The following is a 24,247-nucleotide window of genomic DNA, read 5'->3' on the forward strand; positions in this document are numbered from 1 at the left end:
CTGCTGGCGGGCTAGGCTGGGGCTGTCGTGAGGGTGGTGATCTGCAGCGCTTGGTTGAGTTGCTGCTCGATACGGAACTTGGCCTCTAGATGATCAATAACGCGGCCGTTATCGGCCAGTTCAACATCGGTGAGATAACAAGGGTAATCGCTGCCGGGCGTTCGCAGCTTAAGCACCGCTGCGGCCACTGCCAGATACAGGTCATCGCCGTATTGCCAAATGCTGAACTCTTCATTGTTGCAATACAGGGTGGGCTGTTGCTGCTCGTCGATCACCGCGCGTAAATCAATATTGGCGGTCTGCTCGGCAACCTCCGGTAGGCGTTTGCGTTTGAGTTCAAACTCGTAACTGTTGGCCTGACGTTTCAGCTCAGACAGCAGTAGTTTTCTGCCACCGCGCTGCTGCTCAAGCTGCCAGCGTTGATCGAGCTGACGCAAAAACCTTAGTACTGGCAGTACCGGGTGTTGTTGTGTACTGGCGGTGACGGTTCGATGCAGTAAAGCGCCGCGCTCATCGAGAAAATACAGATACATGGTCTGCTTTTGGTGCCAGTAGAACAGCTGCCACACGCCGCTGCGGCTGTGCTCAAAGATGTTTCGCAGCGGACTGCCAGGCAGAGCAGCACGGTCAAATACGTAAGCGGTGTACTGCTCCCGGGGGCGTTGCAAGATGTGCAGTAAGTGGCGGGCATTGTCGGCTTTCAACAGCTTGGGTCCGTCTGACTGATATTCCAGCAAGCAATATTGTTCAGCTACCTCAATCAGATAAGGGCTGCGAGGCTGCTGTAAAAAGTGCTGCAGCACATCGTGCAATAGTTGCTCCACGCGAATGGCGATTGCACCGGCGTGGGTTTGCGACAGGCTGTGGCTCAACATCTCCGGCCAGCCGTGTTCGCGGGCAAAGGGCAACCACTGCAGCACGTGCTGCAGGCAGTCGAGCAGTGCGACGCTGCCGGTAAACCGATTCACGTGCCATTCACCCCAGCTGTTAATGGTCAGTAAATCGACGGTAAGAATCAGGTTGTCGTGTGCCGAGCTGTAGCCGAGCGCATCGTCCCGGTTGGAGACTTTTTGCATGCCCCGCCGACTCAGCTGCTGCTGAGGATCGACGGCGACGTTAACAAACAGCTGCCAGTTGATGGGACGTGCTGCTTGCTGCAGCTCGGTGCTGCTGGGGGATTGATGTTCCAGTGCGCGCACACGTTGCAGCAGCTCCTGCACCTGATATTGATTCAGGCTGTTGTCACTGGGGTGCAGGCGAATGCGCGTATGCGGTGTGAATAAGCCGTTGAACTGGGCAAAGCACAACAACTCAATCAAACTGGGCGACTGTTTAAGGATTTGCTCGGGCCTGATTTGGTCGTCTTTCCAATCGCCCACCACCAGCTGCCAGCGTTGTTGCTCTTGGTCTTCGTTGCACAGGTTCAGGTGCAGAGTCTCTTGCCCCAAAGACGACACAATGCCTGGGTTTATGTTGATGATTTTGCCTGGCCGGGCATCAAACTCGGCGTATAAACGATTACCCAGCAGGCGCATATCTCGGCGACTGACTCGAATGCGATGGCTGTGCTTTTGACTGAAGTTGGCGATCAAACGATAGCTGCTGAGCATTTCACTGATCAGAGCGTGGCGTTCCTGCGCGACGCGCGTTGGCCACCATTGTTCACGCTGGTCCAAATCTTCCAGCTGAAAACGGTTCCAGCCCCAAGCATCCGTCAGTTGGCGCAAAGTATGTGAGCGCCAGCTGTCGCTTTGTTGTCGCGACAGCTGGGTTAAACGCAGTTGCGTTTTGAAGTAAAACGCCCGGCGTACCAGCTCAATGCGCTGCTGGTTGCCTTCCTGCGCCAGCTGATCACTGATGCGGCGCAGCATCAAAATGTAAGCGTCGCAGTCGCCAGCATCACTGTTGCCGTCGTGAACTAGGTCCTTTAAATCCCAGCACAGAGGGCGAATATTGGGGTATTGGCTGGCGTAGTGGCGGTTAAGCAACAGCTTTAACAGCGCTTTGTACGGCGCATGCAGGCCTTTATTCAGCTGCCAAAGACCGGCGCCGACGAATTCGGAAATCGGAATAGAGGGAATGGCGCCGAAGTCCAGCCATTGCTCTGGGTGAATCTGCATGTCGTTGAGCAAAAACTGCCAGTAGTCATCGGCTTTGCGCTCGTACTCGTTGGGAACTAACCACCAGCGCGGCTTGAGGCCAGCGAGCCATACTGCGCTGCGGTAAAACTCATCCAACAGCAAAATATGCTGGGTGCTGCCGCAATCGTCCCCTTCTGCTGAGCGGTGTTGACCGCGACGAAAGTCGCTCAGGTTCATCAAAAATACATGCAGCTCGCAGCCTTGCTGCTTCGCCCAGGTTTCGATCAGATGGCATTTATTCTGCAGCTCAGACAAGGCCTCCGAGGCGAGGGATTCGTCGTGGCACAACCACACATCGAGGTCGCTGCCGTGGCTTTGTGCCACCGACCCAACACTGCCCATTAAATACACCCCAAGCAGCGCGTAATCGTGCTGCATACGCGGCAATTTAATGCCACGTGCCAGCTGCTGCAGTGCTTGCAGTTGGGTGTGGTCGGGGTTGAATTGTGCGATGCCAGCAGTGACTTTGTGGTGAATAAAGCCGGGCAAGCGTGGGTGGTTTAGGTGAAACAGCAGGGGCAAAACGTCGAGCACCTGCTGTTGTCGGCTTGTAAGGCGGTCCCGGGCTCGCTGTAGACGAGACCGGTTGAGTAGATCAAAGGACTGATGCCAGCGTTTGAGATCACCAGCGGTAACGTCAGGAACAAACTTCATAGGCACAGTATAGGTGCCGGATGATTAGCCTGCCTGATGAATCCATTGCCCCGCGCGCATCACAGAATGGGCGATTCCCGTCAGCTGTTGGCCCCGGCAGCTGATGTTGCCACCACGCGATAACAACGATGAACGCTGGGCTGTCAGCGTTGCTTGCGGGTTAATCAGCAGCAGGTTGGCGTCAGCTCCGGGCGCCAATTGAGCGGTTTTACCCACCACCTCGGCTGGCAGGCAAGTCAGGCTGTGAATCAATGCATTGATGCTGAGTTGCTCATCCACCAGTGACAACGCCAGCGGTAGGAAATAGTCAAACATGCTCAGACCTGGCTCGGCTTCGGCGAACGGTGCTTTTTTAGCGGCAATTTCATGCGGCCGGTGATTGCTGCTGATGGCCAGCTCCCCTTCGGCAACTGCTTGCAGCAGTGCTTGGCGATCGGCTTCGCTGCGCAGCGGTGGCTGCACATGGAATTGGCTGTTGTAGCCGCGCACGGCCTCATCTGTGTAGAGCAGGTTAGCCAACGGCACATCAGCACTGATGGCATGACCGCGACTGCGGGCATTGCGCAGCATGGCGACACTGCGACCGCAGCTGATCTGGCTGATGTGCAGTTTCACCGGTACCTGTTCGGCCAACAGTATAATTTGCGCCAATGCGGCGGTTTCAGCCGTTTCTGGAATGCCGCCCAAGCCCAGTTGCGTCGATACGGGACCTTCGTGCATACAGCCGCCGGCTGCCAGAGCAGCGTCATTGGCGTTAAGGAACAGCGGAATATCGTAGGTGGCGGCGTATTCCATCAGTCGGCGCAACACGTAGCTGTCTTTGATGGGCCGACGTGCGTTGCTCATCGCCACGCAGCCCGCTTCGCGCAGGCTGAACAGGTTGGCGATTTGCTCACCCGCCAAGCCTTGTGTCAGAGCCCCCAGCGGCAGCACTTCGGCTGCGTTGGCTTGCTGTGATTTTTCCTGAATCAGTTGAACGACGGCGGCGCTATCAGCCACCGGTTTGCTGTCTGGCAGGGCACAAATATGGGTAAATCCGCCGCGGCTGGCAGCGGCCGCCTCGCTGGCAATGTTGCCTTTATGGGCAAAGCCTGGTTCTGCCAAATGAGCGCCCAAGTCGATCAACCCCGGTGTTAGCCATAACCCGGAGGCATCGATGATTTGATCACCATCGAGCGCTGGCGCTAGTGCATCAATTTTACCGTCGACGATGCGTACGTCATGGATACCGTCTAGCTGGTTGGCTGGGTCAATCACACGGGCCTGGCGAATAACGATGCTGCTCATAGGTTGTCCTCCCCGCCCTGTTGGCCGCTCATGGCCATGGCCATTACCGCCATGCGCACGGCGATGCCATAGCTCACTTGATTCAAAATCACCGATTGCGAGCCGTCGGCAACCGCCGACTCAATTTCCACCCCGCGGTTGATCGGCCCTGGGTGCATAACAATGGCATCCGGTTTGGCCAGTGCGAGCTTTTGCTCGGTTAACCCGTAGAGCTTAAAGAACTCGCTTTCACTCGGTAGCAAAGCGTTTTGCATGCGCTCTTTTTGCAGCCGCAGCATGATGACTACATCGCAATCTTTGAGGCCGTCTTCCATGCGATAAAACGCCTTGGCGCCAAGTGAATCGATGTCTCGCGGTAGCAAGGTGGCTGGGCCAATGACCCGCACCTCTGCTGCGCCCAGAGTTTTCAGGGCGTGAATTTGTGAGCGCGCCACGCGTGAGTGCAGAATGTCGCCGACGATAGCCACTATCTGGCCTTCGATCTGCTGCTTGTGGCGGCGGATGGTCAGCATATCCAACATGGCTTGGGTTGGGTGGGCGTGGCGGCCGTCGCCCGCATTAATGATGGCGACGTTGGGCGTCACTTGCTCGGCAATGAAATGTGCAGCGCCCGAATCGGCATGGCGTACCACGAACATATCGCTGTACATGGCTTCCAGGTTCCACAGCGTATCCATCAGGGTTTCGCCTTTGGACGTGGCTGAGCGGGCGATGTCGAGGTTCAAGATGTCGGCGGATAAACGTTTGGCCGCCAACTCAAAGGTGGAACGAGTACGTGTGCTGTTCTCGAAGAACAGGTTCACCACGGTTTTGCCGCGCAGCAAAGGCACCTTTTTAACTGAGCGTTCTTGGGTACTGATGAATGAATCAGCGGTATCGAGAATTTCGGTCAGCAGTTCGCGACTGAGGTCTTCGGTGGTGAGAAAATGCTTCAAACGACCATCGGCCGTGAGCTGCACCTGAGAGGGATGTGACATGGGATAACGCTCCTTAACGGTCAGGATACAGTCAACAGCAGTGGCTCGGGGCCGCTCAGTTTGATCACCTGTTTGGATGCCAATGCCATGCTGTGGGCGCACACGTCGGGCTGCACGGGCAGTTCACGTTGGCCGACGTCGAGCAATGTCACCAGAGCGATGCGTGCTGGGCGACCGTAGTCGAACAGCTCATTCATGGCAGCGCGAATGGTGCGGCCGCTTTTGATCACATCGTCGATCAAAATGATGTCGCGGTCTTCGATGCTGTCGGGCAGCTGCGACCCTTTCACCTGAGGGTGCAAACCTTTGCGCGTAAAATCATCACGGTAGAAGCTGATGTCCAACACCCCCATGTCGCCACTAAGGCTAAGGCGGCGTTGCAATTCTTCCGCGATCCAGACGCCGCCGGTGCGAATACCGATAAGCAATGGATTGCTAATGCCATGGTGTTGCAGGTAGTGGTTGAGCTGTTGTTCTAGCGTTGCCAGCAAGTGATCAATGTCAGGCAGACTCATGGGAGCCCTCTTCGGTTGGTGGCCATGGATGCTCGCTCATCCAGCTTTCAAGGATCAGCTGAGCCGCTAACCCATCGACGGAATGCTTGCCAAAATCGCGCTCGCCGCCATCGGCCATCACCATGCCCTTGGCTTCAAAGCTGCTTAAGCGTTCATCGTGGGTGAGCGATGGGCGATGATAACGACCTTCCAGTCGGCGAGCGAATTTTAGCGCGCGACGGCTCATGTCACTGTCGCTGCCATCCATATTCAGTGGTAAGCCGGTGACGAAACCATCCGGTTGCCATTCGTTGATGATGGCCGCTAGCTGCTCCCAATCAGGGATGCCGTCGCGGGCTTTAATTGGCGCCAGCGGTTGCGCCGTGGCCGTTAAGCGTTGACCCACGGCAATACCAATGCGTTTGGTGCCGAAGTCAAACGCCATCAGGCGCTGCAATTTTGCGTGGCTCATTAGGCGTGACCAGCGTCCTGACTGAGAAATTCTGCACTGATGCCCAAGCGTTTCAATGCCTGCTCATGCAGTTGTTGTGTAGGTGTGTGAAACAGCAGCTGTTCGTCTGCTTCGACCGTCAGCCAAGCGTTACTGCGCAATTCGCTGTCGAGCTGCTCGGCATCCCAGCCGGCATAGCCAAGCGCTAGGTGGAACGACTCTGGGCCTTCGCCAGCGGCAATGGCGCGTAAAATGTCTTTCGATGACGTCAGATGGCAATACTGGCCGATGCTCAGCGTTGAGCTCCAATTGCCCGGCTCGCGGTGCAAAATAAAGCCGGTTTCCGGACTGACCGGGCCACCACATTGCACCGCAGGTTGAATGCCAGGTTTGCGGTCAATTTCCAGTTGTTCACAGACATCGTGAAAGGTAACCGGCATAACACGGTTGAGCACCAGGCCCATGGCACCGTGCTGATCGTGCTCACACAAATAAATCACGCTGCCGGCGAACCAGTCGCCGTCCAGGCTGGGCATGGCGACAAGCAGGTGATGTTTGAGACTGTTGAGTTGCTGCATTAACTAGGCGCCCGAGATGTACCGATTACCTTTAAATTGCCAGGTGCGAATGATCTCTAGGATATCAAACTCGCGGCGCATTTCGTCAGTAAAAGGTGCAAACGGAGCAGACTGGCGCACGATACGCTTGGCGGCATCGTCCAGCACTTTGCGGCCAGATGACTGCAATACAGTGAGCTCGGCAATGCTACCGTCCGGGCGAATCGCTACCAGTAAACGCAATTGGCAGTCGTTGCTGCAGTCTTTGGCCTCACGCGGGTAATTGCGCGAACCGGCGCGCTCGATATGGCGGCGCCAGTTATTCACGTAGTAGGCGTCACTGGCTTTCATCGTCGACGCAGCGGTTAGGCGCTGCACTCTGGGTTTGCGCGCATAGGCTTGGCGCTGGCTATCGAGCTTGGCCTCCAAGCTCGCCATCTCCAAACTGCGTTGCAACAACGACTGCTGCGGCCCGTCGGGAACGTCCGCCGATGGCGTTGGTGCTTCGGTCTTGAGTCGGCGAAGCTTGCGGGTGTTGTCGGCACTGGTGGTGACCAGCTGCTGTTCGGTTAATACCTGCTTGGGAGCGCTGGCCTGGCGTTCCTCGGGTGAGGTTTTACGAATATCGTTGTCATGGAAGTTGGCCTCCATGTCGGTAGTCAGTAGTTTGGCTTCATCCAGGGTGCCGCTGCCGCGCTGATTTTCCTGGGCGATGAAATCGGCTTCGTCCGGAGCTTTGTCGCTGCGATAGTTGGCCAGTGTGACTTCTAATGTGGTCGCGGTTTGGCCGCGATCACTGGGCGCAAAAGTAACGCCTAAGATGACCAACGCATGCAGCGCCAAGGCCAGAAATAGTGCGAAGCTGAGGCGATCTGGCGCGGTGACAGTGGACGGTGCCAAGGGTGGTAATGACTCTGCGGTGGAAGCGGGGGTGGACATACAACTAAAAGACTCGCAAAAACACCGGCAAAGTCTGAGCGTAAGTTGCGGTTTTGTCCACCGCCTACGGCGTTGAGTGCCTTGCTAGTGCTGGATTTGTGATGCCAGACACTCTATCAATTGCTGGGCAACATCGATGCCGGAGTCGCGACTGATTTCGCGCACACAGGTCGGGCTGGTGACGTTGATTTCCGTCAGCTGGTTGCCGATCACATCCAATCCGACAAAATAGAGGCCGCGTTCGCGTAAGTGTGGCCCTATCTCTTCAGCTAAGGCGCGGTTTTCATCCGACAAGGGTTGTGTCACACCGCGGCCACCGGCGGCCAAGTTGCCACGAGTTTCACCAGACGCCGGAATACGAGCCAAGCAGTAGGGCACCGGCTCGCCATTGATCATCAGGATACGCTTGTCGCCATCCGTGATGTCCGGAATGAAACGCTGCGCCATAATTTGCTCGCCGCCATTCTGGGTTAAGGTTTCGATAATCACACTGACGTTGGGGTCGTCGGGCTTCAGACGGAAAATGGACGAGCCGCCCATGCCGTCAAGCGGCTTAAAGATGACATCTTGATGTTGCTGGTGGAACGCTTTCAGCAAGTCGGCTCGGCGCGTGACCATGGTCGGGGTCATCAAGTGGGGAAATGCGGTCGCAAAGAGCTTTTCGTTGCAGTCGCGAAGGCTTTGCGGTTTGTTGGCGACCAGCACACCCTCCTGCTCGGCGCGCTCCAGAATATAGGTGCTGTAGATAAACTCACTGTCGAAAGGCGGGTCTTTGCGCATCAGTAAGATGTTGAGATCAGCCAGCGGTGCTTCTCGGTATTCACCGCGTTCAAACCAGTTGTTCTCATCCATTTTGACGGTCAAAGGGGCCATGCGCGCCATTGCGCGGCCATCGGAGATGTATAAATCCGATTGTTCCATGTACCAAAGTTCAAAACCGTGACTTTGTGCCGCATTTAATAATGCTAACGAGGTATCCTTATGGAAGTGGATCTTTTCAATAGGGTCCATGACCACGCCAAGGTGAATAGTCATGCAGTGAGTACTCCGCCAGTTGTAAAAATGCGACTACAGTGTAACCCATTGATGCAGATTAACAGTGCAACAGTGTTGGCGCTGATCGCTTCTGGTTTGGTGTATCAATGTGTGATACAAAAGTGCGCGAAGGCGTCACCTGCGTGGTCACAGTGCTTCAATCAGTTTCAAAGCGGATGGTTAAGGCCCCCTTTATGGACGACAATTTTCAGAATGTTAAGGTCATGGTCATTGACGATAGTAAGACTATTCGTCGCACGGCCGAGACGCTGTTGAAAAAAGTAGGTTGTGAAGTCATCACAGCCACCGATGGTTTTGATGCCCTTGCCAAGATTGCCGATACCCATCCCGATATCATTTTTGTCGATATCATGATGCCGCGTCTTGATGGTTACCAAACCTGTGCCCTGATTAAGAATAATTCCAAGTTCAAGTCGACGCCTGTCATTATGCTATCCAGTAAGGATGGCTTGTTTGATAAAGCGAAAGGTCGAATCGTTGGCTCAGACGAGTACCTGACCAAGCCGTTCAGCAAAGAAGAACTGCTGAGCTCTATTCGCCAATACGTTAATTCCTGAGCCAACAGTACAGTTTAATGAGGAAGTAGGCATGGCCCGCATCTTGGTAGTTGATGATTCTCCTAGTGAAGTCAAAGTATTTAAAGCAATGCTCGAGCAAAATGGTCATGAGGTCATTGCTGCAGAAAATGGTGCCGATGGCGTAGCGATGGCGCGGCAAGAAAAGCCGGACGTAGTATTAATGGACATCGTAATGCCGGGACTGAATGGCTTCCAGGCTACCCGTCAGCTGACCAAAGATGACGACACCAAGCACATCCCTGTGATCATCGTCACCACCAAAGACCAGGAAACTGATCGTGTGTGGGGTAAGCGCCAAGGTGCTTCTGGTTACTTGGTGAAACCGGTGAGTGAAGCGACGCTGATCTCTGAAATTGACTCGGTGATGGCTGGCTAATTTATGACCCCATTTGCGCAACTTCTGGACATTGCCGAAAGAAGTCGGCGCAACGCTTCCGACCTGCCGCAGCAGGTCGAAGCGGTCAACTACTGGCGTGGTGTTGGTTTTATGGTGGCAGGTCAAACCTTTGCTGCCGAAATGGAGGATGTGGCGGAAATTCTGCAGCCTCCGCGTTTGACGCGAGTGCCCGGTGTGCGCAGCTGGGTATTGGGCGTGGCTAATGTACGTGGCCGCTTGGTGCCGGTGATGGATCTAGCTGGCTTGCTGCAGCTGCCCTCCAAGGCCAATTGGCGCAGCCGTCGAGTACTGGTGATCGAAGAAGGTGATCATCTGACGGGCTTGATGGTCGATGCTGTGCTGGGTCTACAGCAATTCCCTGAAGACGATGTGCAAACTCCAGAGTCATTAGACAGCTCCTATGCCAGCTACATCAGTAGCTGCTACAAGCGTGATGGCAAGCTCTGGCCAGTTTTTCAACTCCGACAGCTGATTCAGTCGTCGGAGTTTTTGCAGATTGCGGTGTAAACACCGTTATAAACGTGTTACCAGCGGTTCACGCTGCTGGTGCTGAACAACAAAGCATGCAGTGAGTGTGGAGAGAACGGCATGAGCGGAAATAAAGGAAACGTCATATCGACGGTGTTCCGAAACCGTCTGAACGGTGTCTTGGCAGGTCTGCTGGTCGCGTTCCTGATCGCCTTTATTGGTATCACGGTCTACGTGAACAACTTGAGTAGCCGGGATGAACAATACATCGAACACGCGAACGAACTGCGTGTTTTGTCTCAGGAGTTGGCGAAAAACGCCACCGAGGCCGCGGGCGGTAAAGAACAGGCGTTCCGTGAATTGCGTGTTGCTCGTGAAAACTTCGAGCAGCGCTGGCGTTATCTGAGTAACGGTAACCCAGAAACTGGTTTGCCAGCGGCGCAGCAGCCCATCATGGCTGACGTGTTGAACGTTTGGAATGGTGTGAACAGCAACGCCGGCCAGATCGTGAACTCGCAAGAAATTATTCTCTCTCTCCACGAAGTTGCTGCCACGTTGTCTGAAACGATTCCACAGCTGCAGGTGGAATACGACGAAATCGTAGAAATCTTGCTGGATAACAACGCTCCTGCTGAGCAGGTGGCGGTAGCCCAGCGTCAGTCTTGGCTGGCAGAGCGTATCGTACGCTCGGTGAGCAAGGTACTGGAAGGTGGTGAGGACGCGGTTATGGCCGCTGACGCCTTCGGTCGTGACGCCTCGCTGTTTGGTCGCGTACTGGAAGGTATGACTAAAGGTAACGTCGCCATGAACATCTCTCAGGTGACGGACGACGAGGCGAAGTTCGCACTGGATGAAGTTTCAGAGTTGTTTGCCTTCGTAAGTGGTTCGGTGGACGAGATTCTGGAAACCTCGCCAGAGCTGTTCCAGGTGCGTGAAGCATCGGACCGAATCTTTGCAGACTCAGTTCAGCTGCTGGATCTGACGTCTGAATTGGCGGCACGTATTCAAGACGATACGGCCACCCGAAACCTGCTGCAAATTGTAGGCTACATCGCTGCACTGCTGGCGATTGTGATGATGGTGCTGTTGGGTGTGGTCTCTTACCTGGAAGCCCGTCGTGACTTGGAAGAAACCGCCAACAAAAACGAACAGAACCAGATGGCGATTTTGCGTCTGCTGGATGAAATTGCTGACCTTGCAGACGGTGATTTGACCGCCTCGGCGACGGTAACCGAAGACTTTACGGGTGCGATTGCTGACTCTATCAACTACGCCATCGACCAGATGCGCTCACTGGTATCGGCGATTAACGAAACAGCGGTACAGGTATCGTCCGCTGCCCAGGAAACTCAGGCAACGGCGATGCACCTCGCGGAAGCCTCTGAGCACCAGGCGCAAGAAATTGCCGGAGCCTCTGCAGCCATTAATGAAATGGCGGTGTCGATTGACCAAGTATCTGCCAACGCTTCTGAATCGTCCGCGGTTGCGGAGCGGTCGGTTGCGATCGCCAACAAAGGCGCTGAAGTGGTACAGGCGACGATCAACGGCATGGATAACATCCGTGAGCAGATCCAAGAGACCTCTAAGCGGATTAAACGTCTGGGTGAATCGTCACAGGAAATTGGTGACATCATCTCGCTGATTACCGACATTGCTGACCAAACCAACATTCTGTCTCTGAACGCTGCGATTCAGGCATCGATGGCGGGTGACGCCGGTCGAGGCTTCGCGGTGGTTGCGGATGAGGTACAGCGTCTTGCGGAACGTTCTGCTGCGGCAACGAAGCAGATTGAGGCGCTGGTTAAAACGATTCAGAACGATACTAACGAAGCCGTTATTTCGATGGAAACCACCACTTCTGAGGTGGTGCGTGGTGCTCGTCTGGCGCAAGACGCCGGTGTGGCACTGGAAGAAATTGAAAACGTATCGAAAAACCTGGCTGACTTGATTCAGAACATTTCGAACGCGGCACGTCAGCAGGCATCGTCTGCCGGTCATATTTCCAACACGATGAACGTGATTCAGGAAATTACCTCGCAAACGTCAGCGGGTACCACCGCAACGGCGAAGTCGATTGGTAATCTGGCCGAGATGGCAAACCAACTGCGTGAATCCGTGGCCGGCTTTAAGCTGCCAGAAAGTGAGATGGAGTCTCATAACGAACAGCAAGTGCTGTAATAGCATGCTGGTCGGATGAGGTCGAATGAATCACTCATTGTATTCAGGCTCGGGCATCGTTCCAGAAATGGACGATGTTCAGTTCAGTCGCTGGCAGTCGCTGTTGGAAGAGCGCACTGGTATGTGTTTGCCCGCGCAGCGGCGCTCTTTCTTGCAGACCAGCCTTGGACTGCGCATGCAGGAAGTGGGCTGCGACAGCTATCAGGAATATTACGATCGGATTCTGAGTGGCCCGGCCGGTGCGATTGAGTGGAACACGCTGGTCGACCGGCTGACGGTACAGGAAACCCGTTTCTTTCGTGATCCTGATGCCTTTGCCTTTGTCGAGCAGCACATGCGCCACATGCAGCGGGCTTTGGGCGAGCAGGAAACGTTTGAAGCGTGGAGTGTTGGCTGTTCTTCCGGTGAAGAAGCGTACAGCTTGGCGATGGTGGCTGAGGAAGTGCTGGGGCATAGCGGGCGCCGCTTTGCCGTGACCGGCACCGACATATCGACCATCGTACTGCGTAAAGCACGCGCCGGCCGTTATATGTCGCGCTCGTTGCAATGGTTGCCTGAGTTCTGCCGAGCCTCTGATATGCTGACCCTTGATAGTGGCCACATTCAGATCAGTGATTCTATTCGAAAAAGCTGCTGTTTTAGCCAGGTGAATATCCTTAATTTGGATGCCTGCCCGTTGGAGCAACAGCACCTTATTTATTGCCAGAATGTGTTGATTTATTTCCGTCGCTGGCGGCGGCGAGAGATTCTGAACGTTTTGGCTCAGCGCCTGGCTCCGGGCGGTGTACTAATAATTGGCCTCGGCGAGATGGTGGACTGGCAACATCCGTTGCTGGAACCCGTGCGTAGTAGCCGTGTGTCGGCGTTTATACGCAAGTCAGAGACTTCGACAGGGGAGACCGCAAGGCGATGAGTCAGGACTACATCGCCCTTGAATGGGTAAAAGGGGAAATCGGCGAGACGCTGCAACAAGCCCAGCAAGCGCTGGAAGTGTACGTCGAAAACCCGGAAGACAAGAGCCGGCTGAAATTCTGTCTCAGCTATCTGCACCAGATCCATGGCACTTTGCAAATGGTCGAGTTCTACGGTGCAGCATTGCTGGCAGAAGAAATGGAAGCCGTGGCCTCTGCACTTGCCCATGGGGAGCTAAAGAACGAGCGTGACGGCTTGGAAATCCTGATGCAAGCCATCATCCAGCTGCCGCACTATCTCGAGCACGTTAAAGTCGGGCGTCGCGACTTGCCTGTGGTGCTATTGCCGATTCTCAATGAGTTACGTAGCGCTCGCGGTGAGGTATTCCTGTCGGAAACCGCACTGTTTAAGCCAACGATTCCCGAAGCGCACGCGCTGACCGAGCAGCAAGTAACGGTCTTTAGCGGCAAAGAGTTTAACGACTGGGTACGTAAAGTTCGCCAGATGTTTCAGGCGGCGATGCTGCAGTTGCTGCAACAGAAGCAACCCGAAGTCGCGAAAGACTATCTGCACAAAACCTTTCAGCGCTTGTACAAAGCGCTAAAAGCGACCCCGCAGGGACGTTTATGGCTTGCGGCCTTGGCATTTAGCGAATGGCTGAAGAAGCAGCAGTCGATGCCCGCCAGTGCCAAGCAGTTGTTGCGTGAGTTAGATCACCTGTTAAAAGAGCTGTTAGAACAGGGATCACAGGCGGTCGCGCGCGAGCCCTCCCATGACCTGATTAAGAACTTGCTGTTTTACGTGGCACGGACCGACGTCGAGGCACCGGGTATCCAGCTGGCGCAGGAAACCTTTGGTTTGCGCCAGGCGTTGCCGACGGAAGACGAACTCGAGCAAGAGCGCAGCGCGCTGTCTGGGCCTGACAAAGACACGGTTACCAATGTCATCGGCGCGTTGATCGATGAGATTGCCATGGTCAAAGATCGCCTCGATTTGTTGGTACGCACCGACGAAGATCGCCTGCAAGTGCTCACCGACTTGCAGCCCGCATTGAAGCAGCTGAGCGACACCATGGGCATGCTGGGTATGGGCATGCCGCGCAAAGTCATGCAGGAGCAATTGGGCCAAGTCAGCAAAATGCTGGATGAGCAACAAGCCCCTGACAGTGAACTGCTGGATATGGCCGGTGCTCTGCTGTACGTAGAAGCGACCCTGAGCGGTATGCAGAAAGACGGCGACTTGCGTCAGCAGCAATCTACGCCGCTGTCGGATGCTCAGCTGGCGGTATTGCGTGAAGCGCGCAATGTGCTTGAGCAAGTCAAAGAAGCCATCGTCGAGTACATTGCCAAGCAATGGGACGTTCATGAAATTGGCGATGTACCACGATTGCTGCACAGCATCGAAGGCTCGCTCAACATGATCCCGCTGCCCAGAGTGGCCGATATTTTGTCAGAAGCGGCCTCCTTCGTCAGCGACCAGCTGATCAAACAAGGTCTGCAGCCGCAATGGGCTGTGCTGGACGTGCTGGCCGATGTGCTGTCTGGGGTTGAGTATTACCTCGAGCGTTATAGCCAAAGCACCAGCAATACCAGTGACGATTTGCTGGATCGGGCTGAGCAATCCCTCACTCAACTGCCTAAAGCAGATGGCGCAGATGTCGATGCCACCACTGAGGTGGTGACTGAGTCTGATGACGGCGAGATGCTCACCTCGTTTGATAACGCGTTAGATTTAGCCGGTGATGACGAGCAGGAAGGCGACTCTGCTTCCGCCGGCGAGCCTGAAACAGCTATTGAATCTGAGCCGGGTATCGAATCTGAGCCAGCTGAGGCTGCTGTATCCAGCGAGCCTGAAGCAGACATCGCAGCGGAACCAGAGGTCGCGGAAGACGCCGAGGCCCTGGATGAGCTGGCGGCAGAGCCGGTTGCTCCTGCTATCGAAGTCGATACCGCTGAAGAAGATTTGATCAACAGTGAGCCTGTTGTCACCGCGAATGAAGATGCGGATGATGACAGTCTGATTGACGACGAAATTCTGGAAATCTTCCTTGAAGAAGCCGAGGAAGTAACGGAAACATTGCAAGAATTTTGGCCACAGTACGTTGCCAACCAAGCGGATGATGACGCCTTGGCGACGGTTCGTCGTGCCTACCACACCCTTAAGGGCAGTGGTCGTATGGTTGAAGCCGAAGTCATTGGTGAACTGGCTTGGTCGATTGAAAACATGTTCAATCGTGTATTGGACAATACCATCCAGGTGACGGAGGATTTAATCGCCTTGGTCAGCCATGTGATGGCTCAATTGCCAGCTCTGATTGACGACTTCCGCCACCAGCGGAAGCCATCCGTCGATACGCAGCCCTTGATGGAGTACGCCTTTGCCCTAGCCGGCGGTCAGGCCAGTCACTCGTTTGCCGTGTTGATGGGCGAAGCCAGTGCCGAAGCCGACGAGGTGGCTGAAGAGCAAGCTCCTGCAGAAGTTGACGTCCAAGTCGAAGAAAAACTGCCGATCGAAGTCGACGATGAATTAATTGACGTCTTCGTCACCGAAGCGGCGACGCATATCAGTTGCGTGAAAGACTTCATTACCGAATCGCGCCAGGAACAGTGCAGCAACGCCATCAGCGATCATTTGCAACGAGCCCTGCACACGCTGAAAGGCAGTGCCCACATGGCGGGTTTAACCCATGTTGCTGAAATCGCTGCGCCGTCGGAGCGTCTGGTCAAGGAGTTACGTGCTTACCACGTGCGCAACACGCCGGGCCTGGTTGATTTGTTAGAAGAAGGCATGGGCCTGTTGAGCTCGGTATTAGAGCCAGATGTGCTTGTGCGGACCAACGACATCGACGGCAGCGATGAGTTTCTCGCACGCTTACACGATTTGGAAACACTGCTGCTGGAGCCACTGCGTCAAGCCGACGATTCCGACTCGGTACCAAACCCGCACGCCATTACACAGTTCCTGGCTAACGGTATGGACTCGCTGTTGGAAGCCGACGAGTTGCTGCAGCAATGGCAACGCGGCGATCAAGCCACGTTGGACGGCTTAGTATCCGATTTAAATGACGTGGCCACAGGCGCCAATGATGCTGGATTGCCCGCCATTCAAACGCTGGCTGAAGGGCTGGATGGCTTTTACAGCAGGGTGCGCAATGACAATGTGATGGCCAACGATACCTTGGTCAGTGCCGCATCCGATGCCCATGAAGTATTGTTGAGCATGATGGATTGCCTGGCAGCCGGGCAAGAATTGCCCGATGGCAATAAAACCATCGCACAGCTTGCAAGTTTGCCTGCTGCCAGTTCGCCTACTGATAGTACCGTCGCCGATATTGACGACGAACTGGAAGCAGCACCAGCGCCGGATGACAGCGAAGAATCACAAAGTATTGAACTCACGCTGCCTAGCGAAATTGATGATGACGCCGAGATAGACCTGACCAGCGACATCATCGAGGACGAAGACAGCATCGACTTGCCAGCCGCTCCAGAGGTTGAAGAACCTCAGCAAGACGACGAACTGGTGCTGGAAGCAACGCCCGTCGACGAGCTCGAAGCACCTGCAGAGATGCTGAGCGAGACGCATGTCGATGAAGATGCAGCTCCCGTGTCGCCAGTCAGTGAAGAGCTGGAAGCACTGCAGCCACTGTCTGACGAAGACGATGAGCTACTCAATATCTTCCTCGAAGAAGCGCAAGAAATTACCGAAACCGTTGAAGGTGCACTGCAGCGTTGGCAGGACCATCCGGAAAACCTGCTTGAAGTGGCGCAGCTGCAACGCGAGCTGCATACACTCAAGGGCGGTGCACGTATGGCCGAGCTGCATGCTGTTGCAGACTTGTGTCACGAGCTAGAAACCCTGTACGAAAATGTGAACGACGGGCGGCTGAGCGTTTCTGAGAAACTGTTCCAGCTATTGCTGCAAGCGCACGATACGTTAGGTGAACAGCTAGATACCGTGCGTACCGGTATGTCGCCGCGCCCTGCACAGCAGCTGGTGAAAACCCTGTACGACTTTGTGCGTGGCGAGAACAAAGCCTTTGTCCTAGAGGGTGAAGACACGCCAGAAGTGGTGGCAGAAGTTGAGGCCCCAGCGGATGCGGTGCAAGTAGCGACTTTGGACGAATCGGATCGCGAAATTCTCGAGATCTTTGTCGATGAAGCGCAGGAGCTGCAAGAAGCACTCGATCGCGCTTTGCACGACTGGGAGCAGACGCCAGAAGACAATGAAGCGCCGGCGGAAGCGCAGCGTGTCTTGCACACGTTAAAAGGCGGCGCGCGCCTGGCTGGCTTGACGGATATCGGCGACATGGCGCACTCCTTTGAAGCCGACATCTTAAAAGCACAGCAAGGTTTGTTAGCCAAAGATCAGGCATTCTTCCAAGACGCGTATTTGCGTCAGGATCGCCTGATCAATCAAGTTGAGTCGGTGGCTGACTTGCTGGCTAATGACGGTTACGTGGTGTTGGGTGCCAGTGAGCTGGTGCAGCCCGAACCTGTCAGTGAGCCCGAACCGATTGACGTTGTGGAGGTGGTAGAAGAAGCCCCTTTGCCTGAAGCGGTCGAAACGAGCGACAACACCAACGTCGTACCGTTGCGACCGCAGCAACCGACGCCATCTACTCCATCTGCCCCCGCTCCAGATGCTGCGACACAGCCAGCGGCGGCTCGCAAAGCCCCGCAAGAGCTGGTGAAAGTCTCGGCTGATCTGCTGGACACTCTGGTGAACCTCGCCGGTGAAACGTCCATCGGTCGTGGTCGACTGGAACAGCAGGTGTCTGACTTTGCCGGTACGCTGGACGAAATGGAAATGACGCTGGATCGTTTGCGCGATCAGTTGCGCCGTTTGGACATCGAAACCGAAGCCCAGGTATTGTTCCGGCAGGAGCGTCAGGGCCCGGATTACGATGACTTCGATCCGCTGGAAATGGACCGCTATTCGGCCATGCAGCAGTTGTCACGAGCGCTGATGGAATCGGCTTACGACTTGTTGGACCTAAAAGAAACTCTGGGTCAGAAGTCGCGTGATGCAGAAACTCTGTTGTTGCAACAAAGCCGCGTCAATACTGAGCTGCAAGAAGGTCTGATGAAGACCCGCATGGTACCGTTCCAGCGCATGGTGCCACGTCTGCGTCGTATTGTTCGCCAGATTGGCCTGGAGCTGGATAAGCAGGTTGAGTTCCGCGTCATCAATGCCGACGGTGAGATGGACCGGACCATTCTTGAACGTTTGGTGTCGCCGCTGGAGCACATGGTGCGTAACGCCATGGACCACGGTATCGAGGACCGTCAGCAGCGCCAACAAGCGGGCAAGTCTGAGAACGGCAATATTGAACTGGAAGTCAGCCGCGAAGGCGGCGACGTGGTATTGAAACTGCGTGACGACGGTAAAGGCATCAACACTGAAGCCGTGCGTCGCAAAGCGATTGAGCGCGGCTTGATGGAAGCCGATGCACAATTGTCAGACCAAGAAATTACCCAGTTCATCTTGCAAGCCGGTTTCTCGACGGCTGAAGCCGTGACACAGATTTCAGGTCGTGGTGTCGGCATGGACGTAGTGGGCAGCGAAATCAAACAAATGGGCGGCACGGTAGAAATTCTGTCCGAAGCGGGCCAGGGAACTGAGTTCGTAATTCGCCTACCGTTTACCGTATCGGTCAACCGTGCCTTGATGGTGCGGGTTGGCGACGACTTATATGCGGTGCCGCTGAACAACATTCAGGGTATCGTGCGCATGCCGATCAAGCAGTTACAAGCACTGTACGATCAGCCTGCCGATCAGCGTGTGTATGAATACGCCGGTAATCGTTACCAGCTGGATTATCTCGGCGTGTTGATGGATACGGATACGCAGCCGAAAGTTGCCTCGCAAAACCTGCCTTTGCCGGTGCTGCTGATTGGCGGTACCAATCCGTTTGCTCTGCAAGTTGATGCACTGCTGGGTTCACGTGAGATCGTGGTAAAAACCCTGGGGCCGCAGTTTGCTTCGGTGATGGGGGTATCGGGCGGCACCATTCTTGGTGACGGTAGCGTGGTCATCATTCTTGACTTGCCTGCCATGATTCGTACCCAAGCCAGTCTCGAGTACCAGCAGGCAAAAGCTCTGGATGCCAAGGCGGCAGAGCGCCGCCACGAGTTGGAACGTCGCTTGCCGCGCATTCTGGTGGTCGATGACTCGGTAACGGTGCGTAAAGTAACGACGCGTCTGCTGGAGCGTAACGGCATGGAAGTCTTCACCGCCAAAGACGGCGTGGATGCCATGGCGACCATGCAGGATCATCACCCGGATCTGATCCTGCTTGATATTGAAATGCCACGGATGGATGGCTTCGAGGTAGCGTCACAAGTGCGTCACGACTCGCGCTTGAAGCACATACCTATCATCATGATCACATCGCGTACTGGTGATAAACACCGCGATCGTGCCATGTCGATTGGTGTGAACGACTATCTGGGTAAGCCCTTCCAGGAAGATAAATTGCTGGCGGCAATGACCCAGCTATTGGCCAATGAGGGCAGCTAGCCATGCCCGCACCGCGCATCGGCATTGTGTCCGATGACCGCCTGCAGCAGCACTTATTGAGTAGTGCGCTGCGGGATTTTGCTTTTGAGGTCAGCGCCAACATGGACCCCCAGCGCTTACTGCTCGGGGACGGCCACATCCCTGAGGTTGACGCCTGGCTGGTCGATGTTCGCCACGAAGATGAAAATAGCGATATCGACTGGCTAGAAAAGCTCCTAGATACCGAAGTGCCGGTCCTTATGGGCATGGGCAAAGCACCGCAAAAACATTGCCCCACCTTTCCTCGCTGGGAAAAAAGGCTGTACGCCAAGCTGCGTTCCGTGCTGCACGATGCACCTGTGGTCAGTGAGGACGCCTCCGTATTGCACTCGCTCTCTAATCAGGTCAACAACAAAGTATTGCTGCCGCCGGTGCTGACTCAACCTGCCAGTAAAGAGCCATTTATGGTGTGGGTGCTCGGCGCTTCGTTGGGTGGACCAGAAGCGGTAAAAGAATTTCTCGATGCCCTGCCAGAGGGGTTGCCGCTGGCGTTTGTGTACGCACAACACATTGACCCGAGGTTCGAAAATACCCTGGGACAAAGCATCGGCCGTCATTGCGATTACCAGATGCGTGCGTTTGCTCCAGGCTACCGCTTGTGTAGCGGTGATGTGCTAGTAGCACCGATTCGTCAGGAATTTTGCTTCGATGGCGCCGGGCTTACAGTCGACAAAGGCCACCAGTGGCCAGGCCCATATGGTCCGTCGATTGATCAGGTCATCCTCAACGTTGACCATTATTACGGCCATCGCGCGGGATATATTTTATTTAGCGGCATGGGTAATGACGGCAGCGAGGCGATCGTCAGTTTGGCCGACGGCCATGGCCCGATTTGGGCGCAATCGTCCTCCAGTTGTGCAAGCTCTTCCATGCCCGACAGCGCGCGGGAAACCGGGCGCACCAGTTATACCGGCGACCCCTATCAATTGGCGTTGCAGCTGGTTAATTTTACTAAAAACTATTGGATGGAAACCCATGAGTCAGCTTCCTAAATCGGCGGCTAAAGGCCCATCACGGCTGAACTGTTTGTTGTTGCCGCTGAAAGACAGAAACATGCTGTTGCCCAACGTAACTGTGGCTGAAATTGTGCCGTTTTCGCACCTGCTCACCACCAACTCGACCGTTGACTGGGTACTCGGGCGTGTTGACTGGCGCGGCGTTACCGTGCCTGTTCTGTGTTATGAAATGCTGAATAAGCAAGGAGCTCCAGCACCGAACCCAGATGCACGTTTTGCCATCATTAATGGCGTTGGCGCTCATCCGCAAATGCCGTTCTTTGCGCTGCTTATTCAAGGCATTCCGCGCATTGTGCACGTGCATGAAAAGGATCTGCAGTCAGTGGAAGCGATGAACATGGGGCCGTTTGATGCGCAGGCGGTGTCTGTCGACAACGAAACGGCGATGATTCCTGATCTGGATAATGTAGAATCCACTCTTCTGAGTCATACCTGAGTTCATTTGCAACATGCCCTCTGCTCTGCTGTTGGCGGTAAACCGCCATCAGGAACGTTATTTTGCCGCCGTTGCGAGCAGCACCGACAAAATTGATATCGATGTTTTGCACGACAATCGTTTGCCTCTGGCGGTGTTGCCCAGACGGTTATCACAGGCTGAACGACGCTTTTTGAGCAGCATTGTTGCTCTGCGTGTCACCACAGTAGAGCAGGAGTCCAAGGGCTATCGCCTTAATCCGGCTAAGCGTGTAGCGCTACAGCTGCGTTATTGGCTAGAGGTGTATTCGTTCTGGCTACGAGCCGAGCGCTTTTTCGGTCAGCGTCGTTATCACTTAGTAGGGCTGTGGAGTGGTATGAAATGGCGCCAGAAAATGGTGCGCAAACTGCTCGAAACGACAGCAACGCGTCTTATATTTTTTGAAAATGGCGCTTTTCCAAACACCACCACGGTCGACGAACGAGGCGTGAATTACGCCAGCAGTATTCCTCGAGATGCGCACTTTTATCGGCAACTGAATATTGCCGCCGAACAGTTGCCGGCGCAGCTGACCGAGCGCAAACCACGCAAAGGCGCGTTAGCGAAAGAGGAGCAGCAAGAGTTGCCTCCGCGATACGTCTTCGTGCCGTTCCAAGTCGATTCAGATACGCAAATTGTTGAGTACTCGCCGTGGATCAACAATATGGAGCAGTTGCACCAATTGCTCAGCCGTGTGCTGCAGCAGTGTGAGCAACCTTTAGTGTTTGTGGTAAAGGAGCATCCAAGCTCCAAGAACGATTACCGACATTTGCATCAGGCCCATGACTCAATCCGCTTTTACAACCAGGCCAATACCCAGGTGTTGATCGAACAGGCCGATGCGGTACTGACGATAAACTCCAGTGTTGGCTTTGAAGCGTTGTTATTAAACAAGCCGGTGATCACCTTAGGGCAGGCGTTTTACAACATTGATGGGCTGGTAACGGCGGTGACAAACGCCACTGAGCTGACTCAGGCCTGTCGGCGACCTAACGCGCCGGACCCAGTTTTGCGAGAACGCTTTTTGCAGTATTTGTACCGCGATTATTATGTGCATGGTGATTGGCGCCAAGCCGATGAGCGCCACCATGCCATGGTCGAGGAAAAAATCACCGCAGCGTTGCCAGCATCATGAGCGAGCAATCAACAAGCAGCTTCAAGGCATTGGATTGGCAGCGCTATTTAATCCGGGTGGGTGCCTTTTTAGTGGCGCTGGTGTTTGTGGCAATACACCTGGACGCCAGCCCGTCGCAAGCTCAGTTGACGCACCTAGTCTGGCTACTGCCGTTGTTGCATCTGTTGCCGGCGCAGCGGCCGCTGTTTTCTTCCGAGAAAACCTTATTGCTATTATCCTGTGGCCTGTTTTTTGGCGCCTTAATTAGCTTCGCCGTGTCGGGTGATTTGTGGGTTGAAACCGGCTTTCGCAGTTATTGGCAGTATTTATTGCCGTTGGGACTGCTGGCGGTGTTCGCTCGTATTCAATTAGATCGGCGCTGGCTGGCGGCCATTGCAATGGCAGCCATGTTGATGACCTTGGTGGTGGTGCTGAAAGATCTGCGTGCCGGCGATGTGCGCGGTATTCATCACGGGTTACCGATTCCATTTGGCATCGTCAGCCTTACTACTGGTTTGATCTGCTACCTGATGGTACTGGACAGCCGCTTTCACTGGGCCGTCAGGGTGCTGTTGTTGCTCGCTGCTTTAATGGGCTTTGTTGCCACGGTGTGGTCGCAGACCCGCGGCGTATGGGTGTATTGGTTGCTATGGCTGTTGGTGGCTGCATTGGCTTGGTGGTGGCTGGATCGTCGCACTTGGCGCAAGACACTGGTGCTCAGTGTCACCGCGGCCCTGATCGTTATTCTGGGGCTCAGCAATTCAGCCACCGTCACTGCTCGTGTGGGTGAGACAATGAACAGCCTCAACGAGTATTTTGTTGAGGACAATGCGCAGACGTCATTGGGTCAGCGCTTTGAGCTGTGGAAGGTGGCCTGGCAAACCTTTACCGACAGTCCGCTGCTGGGTCAGGGCAAGGCTGGTTTTATGGCCACCAAAGAGGCGATGCATGCGCTGGGAGAAACGTCGGCGTCCTTGTGGTTGCAACACGCACATAATGATGTGCTGTGGGTATTGTCGACTCGTGGCCTGTTGTCCCTGGTTTTCTATGTCGCTTTATACGCGTTTTTGATCAGTTTTTTTGCGCGTCACTGCAGCCACCCTGATACACGCTTGGCAGCGTATGCTGGGCTGACGGTATCGTTTGGGGGCTTGGTGTATGGATTGTCAGAAATCTTCTTATCGCTCAAGATCACCATTGGCTATTTCATGATTGTGCAGACGGTGTTGGTCAGTTACGTCAGCCAATGTGCCGCTAAGCGATCGCTAAACACTGCAGCAGGCGCTGCTTCTCCTGTTGAGTAAACATGCTGTCGTCGTAATAGTTGACCAGCCGCTGAATGGACGCCGCGTATTTTTGTTCGCGCTTGTTGCGCATGTGGTAAACGGTAATGCCGGTATCGATCCAGGTCAGATCACCGTCGCTGTTGCAGAATACATTGGCCAGATGAAAGTCGGTAAAGACGATCTTATTGCGGTACATTGCCTGCAAACCTGCGCAGATGTTGTCGATGATGGTCAGGCGCAGTGACTCAGGAGTATTCGGGTCTTCAAATAGCTGATGCACTTCCTGCAGCCCTTGGCTCAGCAAGTTGTCCATCACGTAATAGCCGATGTAACGCGACTGCGGGAAAATCGGCAGGCTGATCCCCATCTCGTGAATGGCGGGTGTGTTTAACCCCAGCTGTTGCAACAGATCGGCTCCAACCACCTCTTTGTGGGTACGACTGTGGGCCCATAAAATCTTAATATGTTCGTGCCAGCGGCGTGCTTTGATGAGTTTAATAATCTCACCATCTTGGCATGAGGGCCCCACGGTGGAGGGTTTGCTGTCCACCCACAATTGTTTGAGCCTGTGCTGTTTGGGGCGCTGAGGCTGACCACGTGTGCGCACAAAGCGTTGCAGCGGCTGTCCGTGAGGGTCACAAATAGTGACAAGTCCTGTCATGAGTCTGTCGTCTTTACAATGAATGACAGAATCTTAACAAAAACGCCTCTCATTTCCTGCCGCTAT

19 protein-coding genes are annotated in these 24,247 nt (G+C 54.8%); 10 read left to right on the plus strand and 9 right to left on the minus strand.

The genetic code is table 11. The features are described 5' to 3' along the window. Positions 1 to 11: 11 nt before the first annotated feature. The 8 genes from CHH28_RS05460 to gshB form a co-directional block, all read right to left on the minus strand. A complete protein-coding gene (locus tag CHH28_RS05460) occupies positions 12 to 2,795 on the minus strand; it encodes a class I adenylate cyclase (RefSeq protein WP_094059365.1) in 2,784 nt (927 codons plus the stop codon). Positions 2,796 to 2,819: 24 nt separating this feature from the next. Then, positions 2,820 to 4,082 (minus strand): dihydroorotase, encoded by a 1,263-nt coding sequence (locus CHH28_RS05465; RefSeq protein ID WP_094059366.1) that lies wholly within the window; start codon positions 4,080 to 4,082, stop codon positions 2,820 to 2,822. Continuing rightward, positions 4,079 to 5,059, minus strand: coding sequence for an aspartate carbamoyltransferase catalytic subunit (locus CHH28_RS05470; protein ID WP_094059367.1), 981 nt, complete (start codon positions 5,057 to 5,059; stop codon positions 4,079 to 4,081). Before CHH28_RS05470 ends, CHH28_RS05465 begins: the two co-directional genes overlap by 4 nt. A 20-nt stretch (positions 5,060 to 5,079) precedes the next feature. Beyond that, positions 5,080 to 5,574: a bifunctional pyr operon transcriptional regulator/uracil phosphoribosyltransferase PyrR gene (gene pyrR, locus CHH28_RS05475; RefSeq protein ID WP_094059368.1), complete on the minus strand. Its 495-nt coding sequence runs from the start codon at positions 5,572 to 5,574 to the stop codon at positions 5,080 to 5,082. Next, positions 5,561 to 6,025 (minus strand): Holliday junction resolvase RuvX, encoded by a 465-nt coding sequence (ruvX, locus tag CHH28_RS05480; protein ID WP_199244007.1) that lies wholly within the window; start codon positions 6,023 to 6,025, stop codon positions 5,561 to 5,563. Before ruvX ends, pyrR begins: the two co-directional genes overlap by 14 nt. Further along, positions 6,025 to 6,582, minus strand: coding sequence for a YqgE/AlgH family protein (locus CHH28_RS05485; protein ID WP_094059369.1), 558 nt, complete (start codon positions 6,580 to 6,582; stop codon positions 6,025 to 6,027). The genes ruvX and CHH28_RS05485 overlap by 1 nt, the downstream gene beginning before the upstream one ends. Positions 6,583 to 6,585: 3 nt before the next feature. Beyond that, positions 6,586 to 7,500, minus strand: coding sequence for an energy transducer TonB (locus CHH28_RS05490; protein ID WP_094059370.1), 915 nt, complete (start codon positions 7,498 to 7,500; stop codon positions 6,586 to 6,588). Between the two features lie 84 nt (positions 7,501 to 7,584). Then, complete coding sequence (gene gshB / locus CHH28_RS05495; protein WP_094059371.1) at positions 7,585 to 8,535, minus strand: glutathione synthase; 951 nt, start codon at positions 8,533 to 8,535, stop codon at positions 7,585 to 7,587. A 194-nt stretch (positions 8,536 to 8,729) separates the two neighbouring features. Here gshB and pilG point away from each other — a divergent pair, with 194 nt between their 5' ends. From pilG to CHH28_RS05545, 10 genes are all read left to right on the plus strand, one after another. Then, entirely contained in the window at positions 8,730 to 9,113 is a 384-nt protein-coding gene (gene pilG, locus CHH28_RS05500; protein ID WP_094059372.1) for a twitching motility response regulator PilG, read from the plus strand. Between the two features lie 31 nt (positions 9,114 to 9,144). After that, positions 9,145 to 9,510, plus strand: coding sequence for a twitching motility response regulator PilH (gene pilH, locus CHH28_RS05505; protein ID WP_094059373.1), 366 nt, complete (start codon positions 9,145 to 9,147; stop codon positions 9,508 to 9,510). Positions 9,511 to 9,513: 3 nt separating this feature from the next. Continuing rightward, on the plus strand, positions 9,514 to 10,038 hold the full coding sequence (locus CHH28_RS05510; protein ID WP_094059374.1) for a chemotaxis protein CheW: 525 nt from the start codon (positions 9,514 to 9,516) through the stop codon (positions 10,036 to 10,038). 81 nt (positions 10,039 to 10,119) lie between these two features. Continuing rightward, positions 10,120 to 12,177: a methyl-accepting chemotaxis protein gene (locus tag CHH28_RS05515; protein WP_094059375.1), complete on the plus strand. Its 2,058-nt coding sequence runs from the start codon at positions 10,120 to 10,122 to the stop codon at positions 12,175 to 12,177. A 25-nt stretch (positions 12,178 to 12,202) separates the two neighbouring features. Next, the gene (locus tag CHH28_RS05520; RefSeq protein ID WP_094059376.1) at positions 12,203 to 13,090 is read left to right on the plus strand and encodes a CheR family methyltransferase; all 888 of its coding nucleotides are present in this window, start codon (positions 12,203 to 12,205) and stop codon (positions 13,088 to 13,090) included. Beyond that, positions 13,087 to 19,611, plus strand: coding sequence for an Hpt domain-containing protein (locus CHH28_RS05525; protein ID WP_094059377.1), 6,525 nt, complete (start codon positions 13,087 to 13,089; stop codon positions 19,609 to 19,611). The genes CHH28_RS05520 and CHH28_RS05525 overlap by 4 nt, the downstream gene beginning before the upstream one ends. A 2-nt stretch (positions 19,612 to 19,613) precedes the next feature. After that, positions 19,614 to 20,642, plus strand: coding sequence for a chemotaxis protein CheB (locus CHH28_RS05530; RefSeq protein WP_094059378.1), 1,029 nt, complete (start codon positions 19,614 to 19,616; stop codon positions 20,640 to 20,642). Then, positions 20,626 to 21,102, plus strand: a complete 477-nt coding sequence (locus CHH28_RS05535) for a chemotaxis protein CheW (RefSeq protein WP_157729791.1) — start codon at positions 20,626 to 20,628, stop codon at positions 21,100 to 21,102. Before CHH28_RS05530 ends, CHH28_RS05535 begins: the two co-directional genes overlap by 17 nt. Positions 21,103 to 21,115: 13 nt before the next feature. Continuing rightward, on the plus strand, positions 21,116 to 22,255 hold the full coding sequence (locus tag CHH28_RS05540) for a CDP-glycerol glycerophosphotransferase family protein (RefSeq protein WP_094059380.1): 1,140 nt from the start codon (positions 21,116 to 21,118) through the stop codon (positions 22,253 to 22,255). Beyond that, positions 22,252 to 23,538, plus strand: coding sequence for an O-antigen ligase family protein (locus tag CHH28_RS05545; RefSeq protein ID WP_094059381.1), 1,287 nt, complete (start codon positions 22,252 to 22,254; stop codon positions 23,536 to 23,538). Before CHH28_RS05540 ends, CHH28_RS05545 begins: the two co-directional genes overlap by 4 nt. On the opposite strand, the gene CHH28_RS05550 is transcribed toward CHH28_RS05545, so the two are convergent. Next, complete coding sequence (locus tag CHH28_RS05550) at positions 23,489 to 24,181, minus strand: AarF/UbiB family protein (RefSeq protein WP_094059382.1); 693 nt, start codon at positions 24,179 to 24,181, stop codon at positions 23,489 to 23,491. The two genes, CHH28_RS05545 and CHH28_RS05550, sit on opposite strands and share 50 nt — an antisense overlap. Positions 24,182 to 24,247 lie beyond the last annotated feature (66 nt).

This window comes from Bacterioplanes sanyensis, from assembly GCF_002237535.1.
Classification (GTDB): Bacteria; Pseudomonadota; Gammaproteobacteria; order Pseudomonadales; family Oceanobacteraceae; genus Bacterioplanes; species Bacterioplanes sanyensis_A.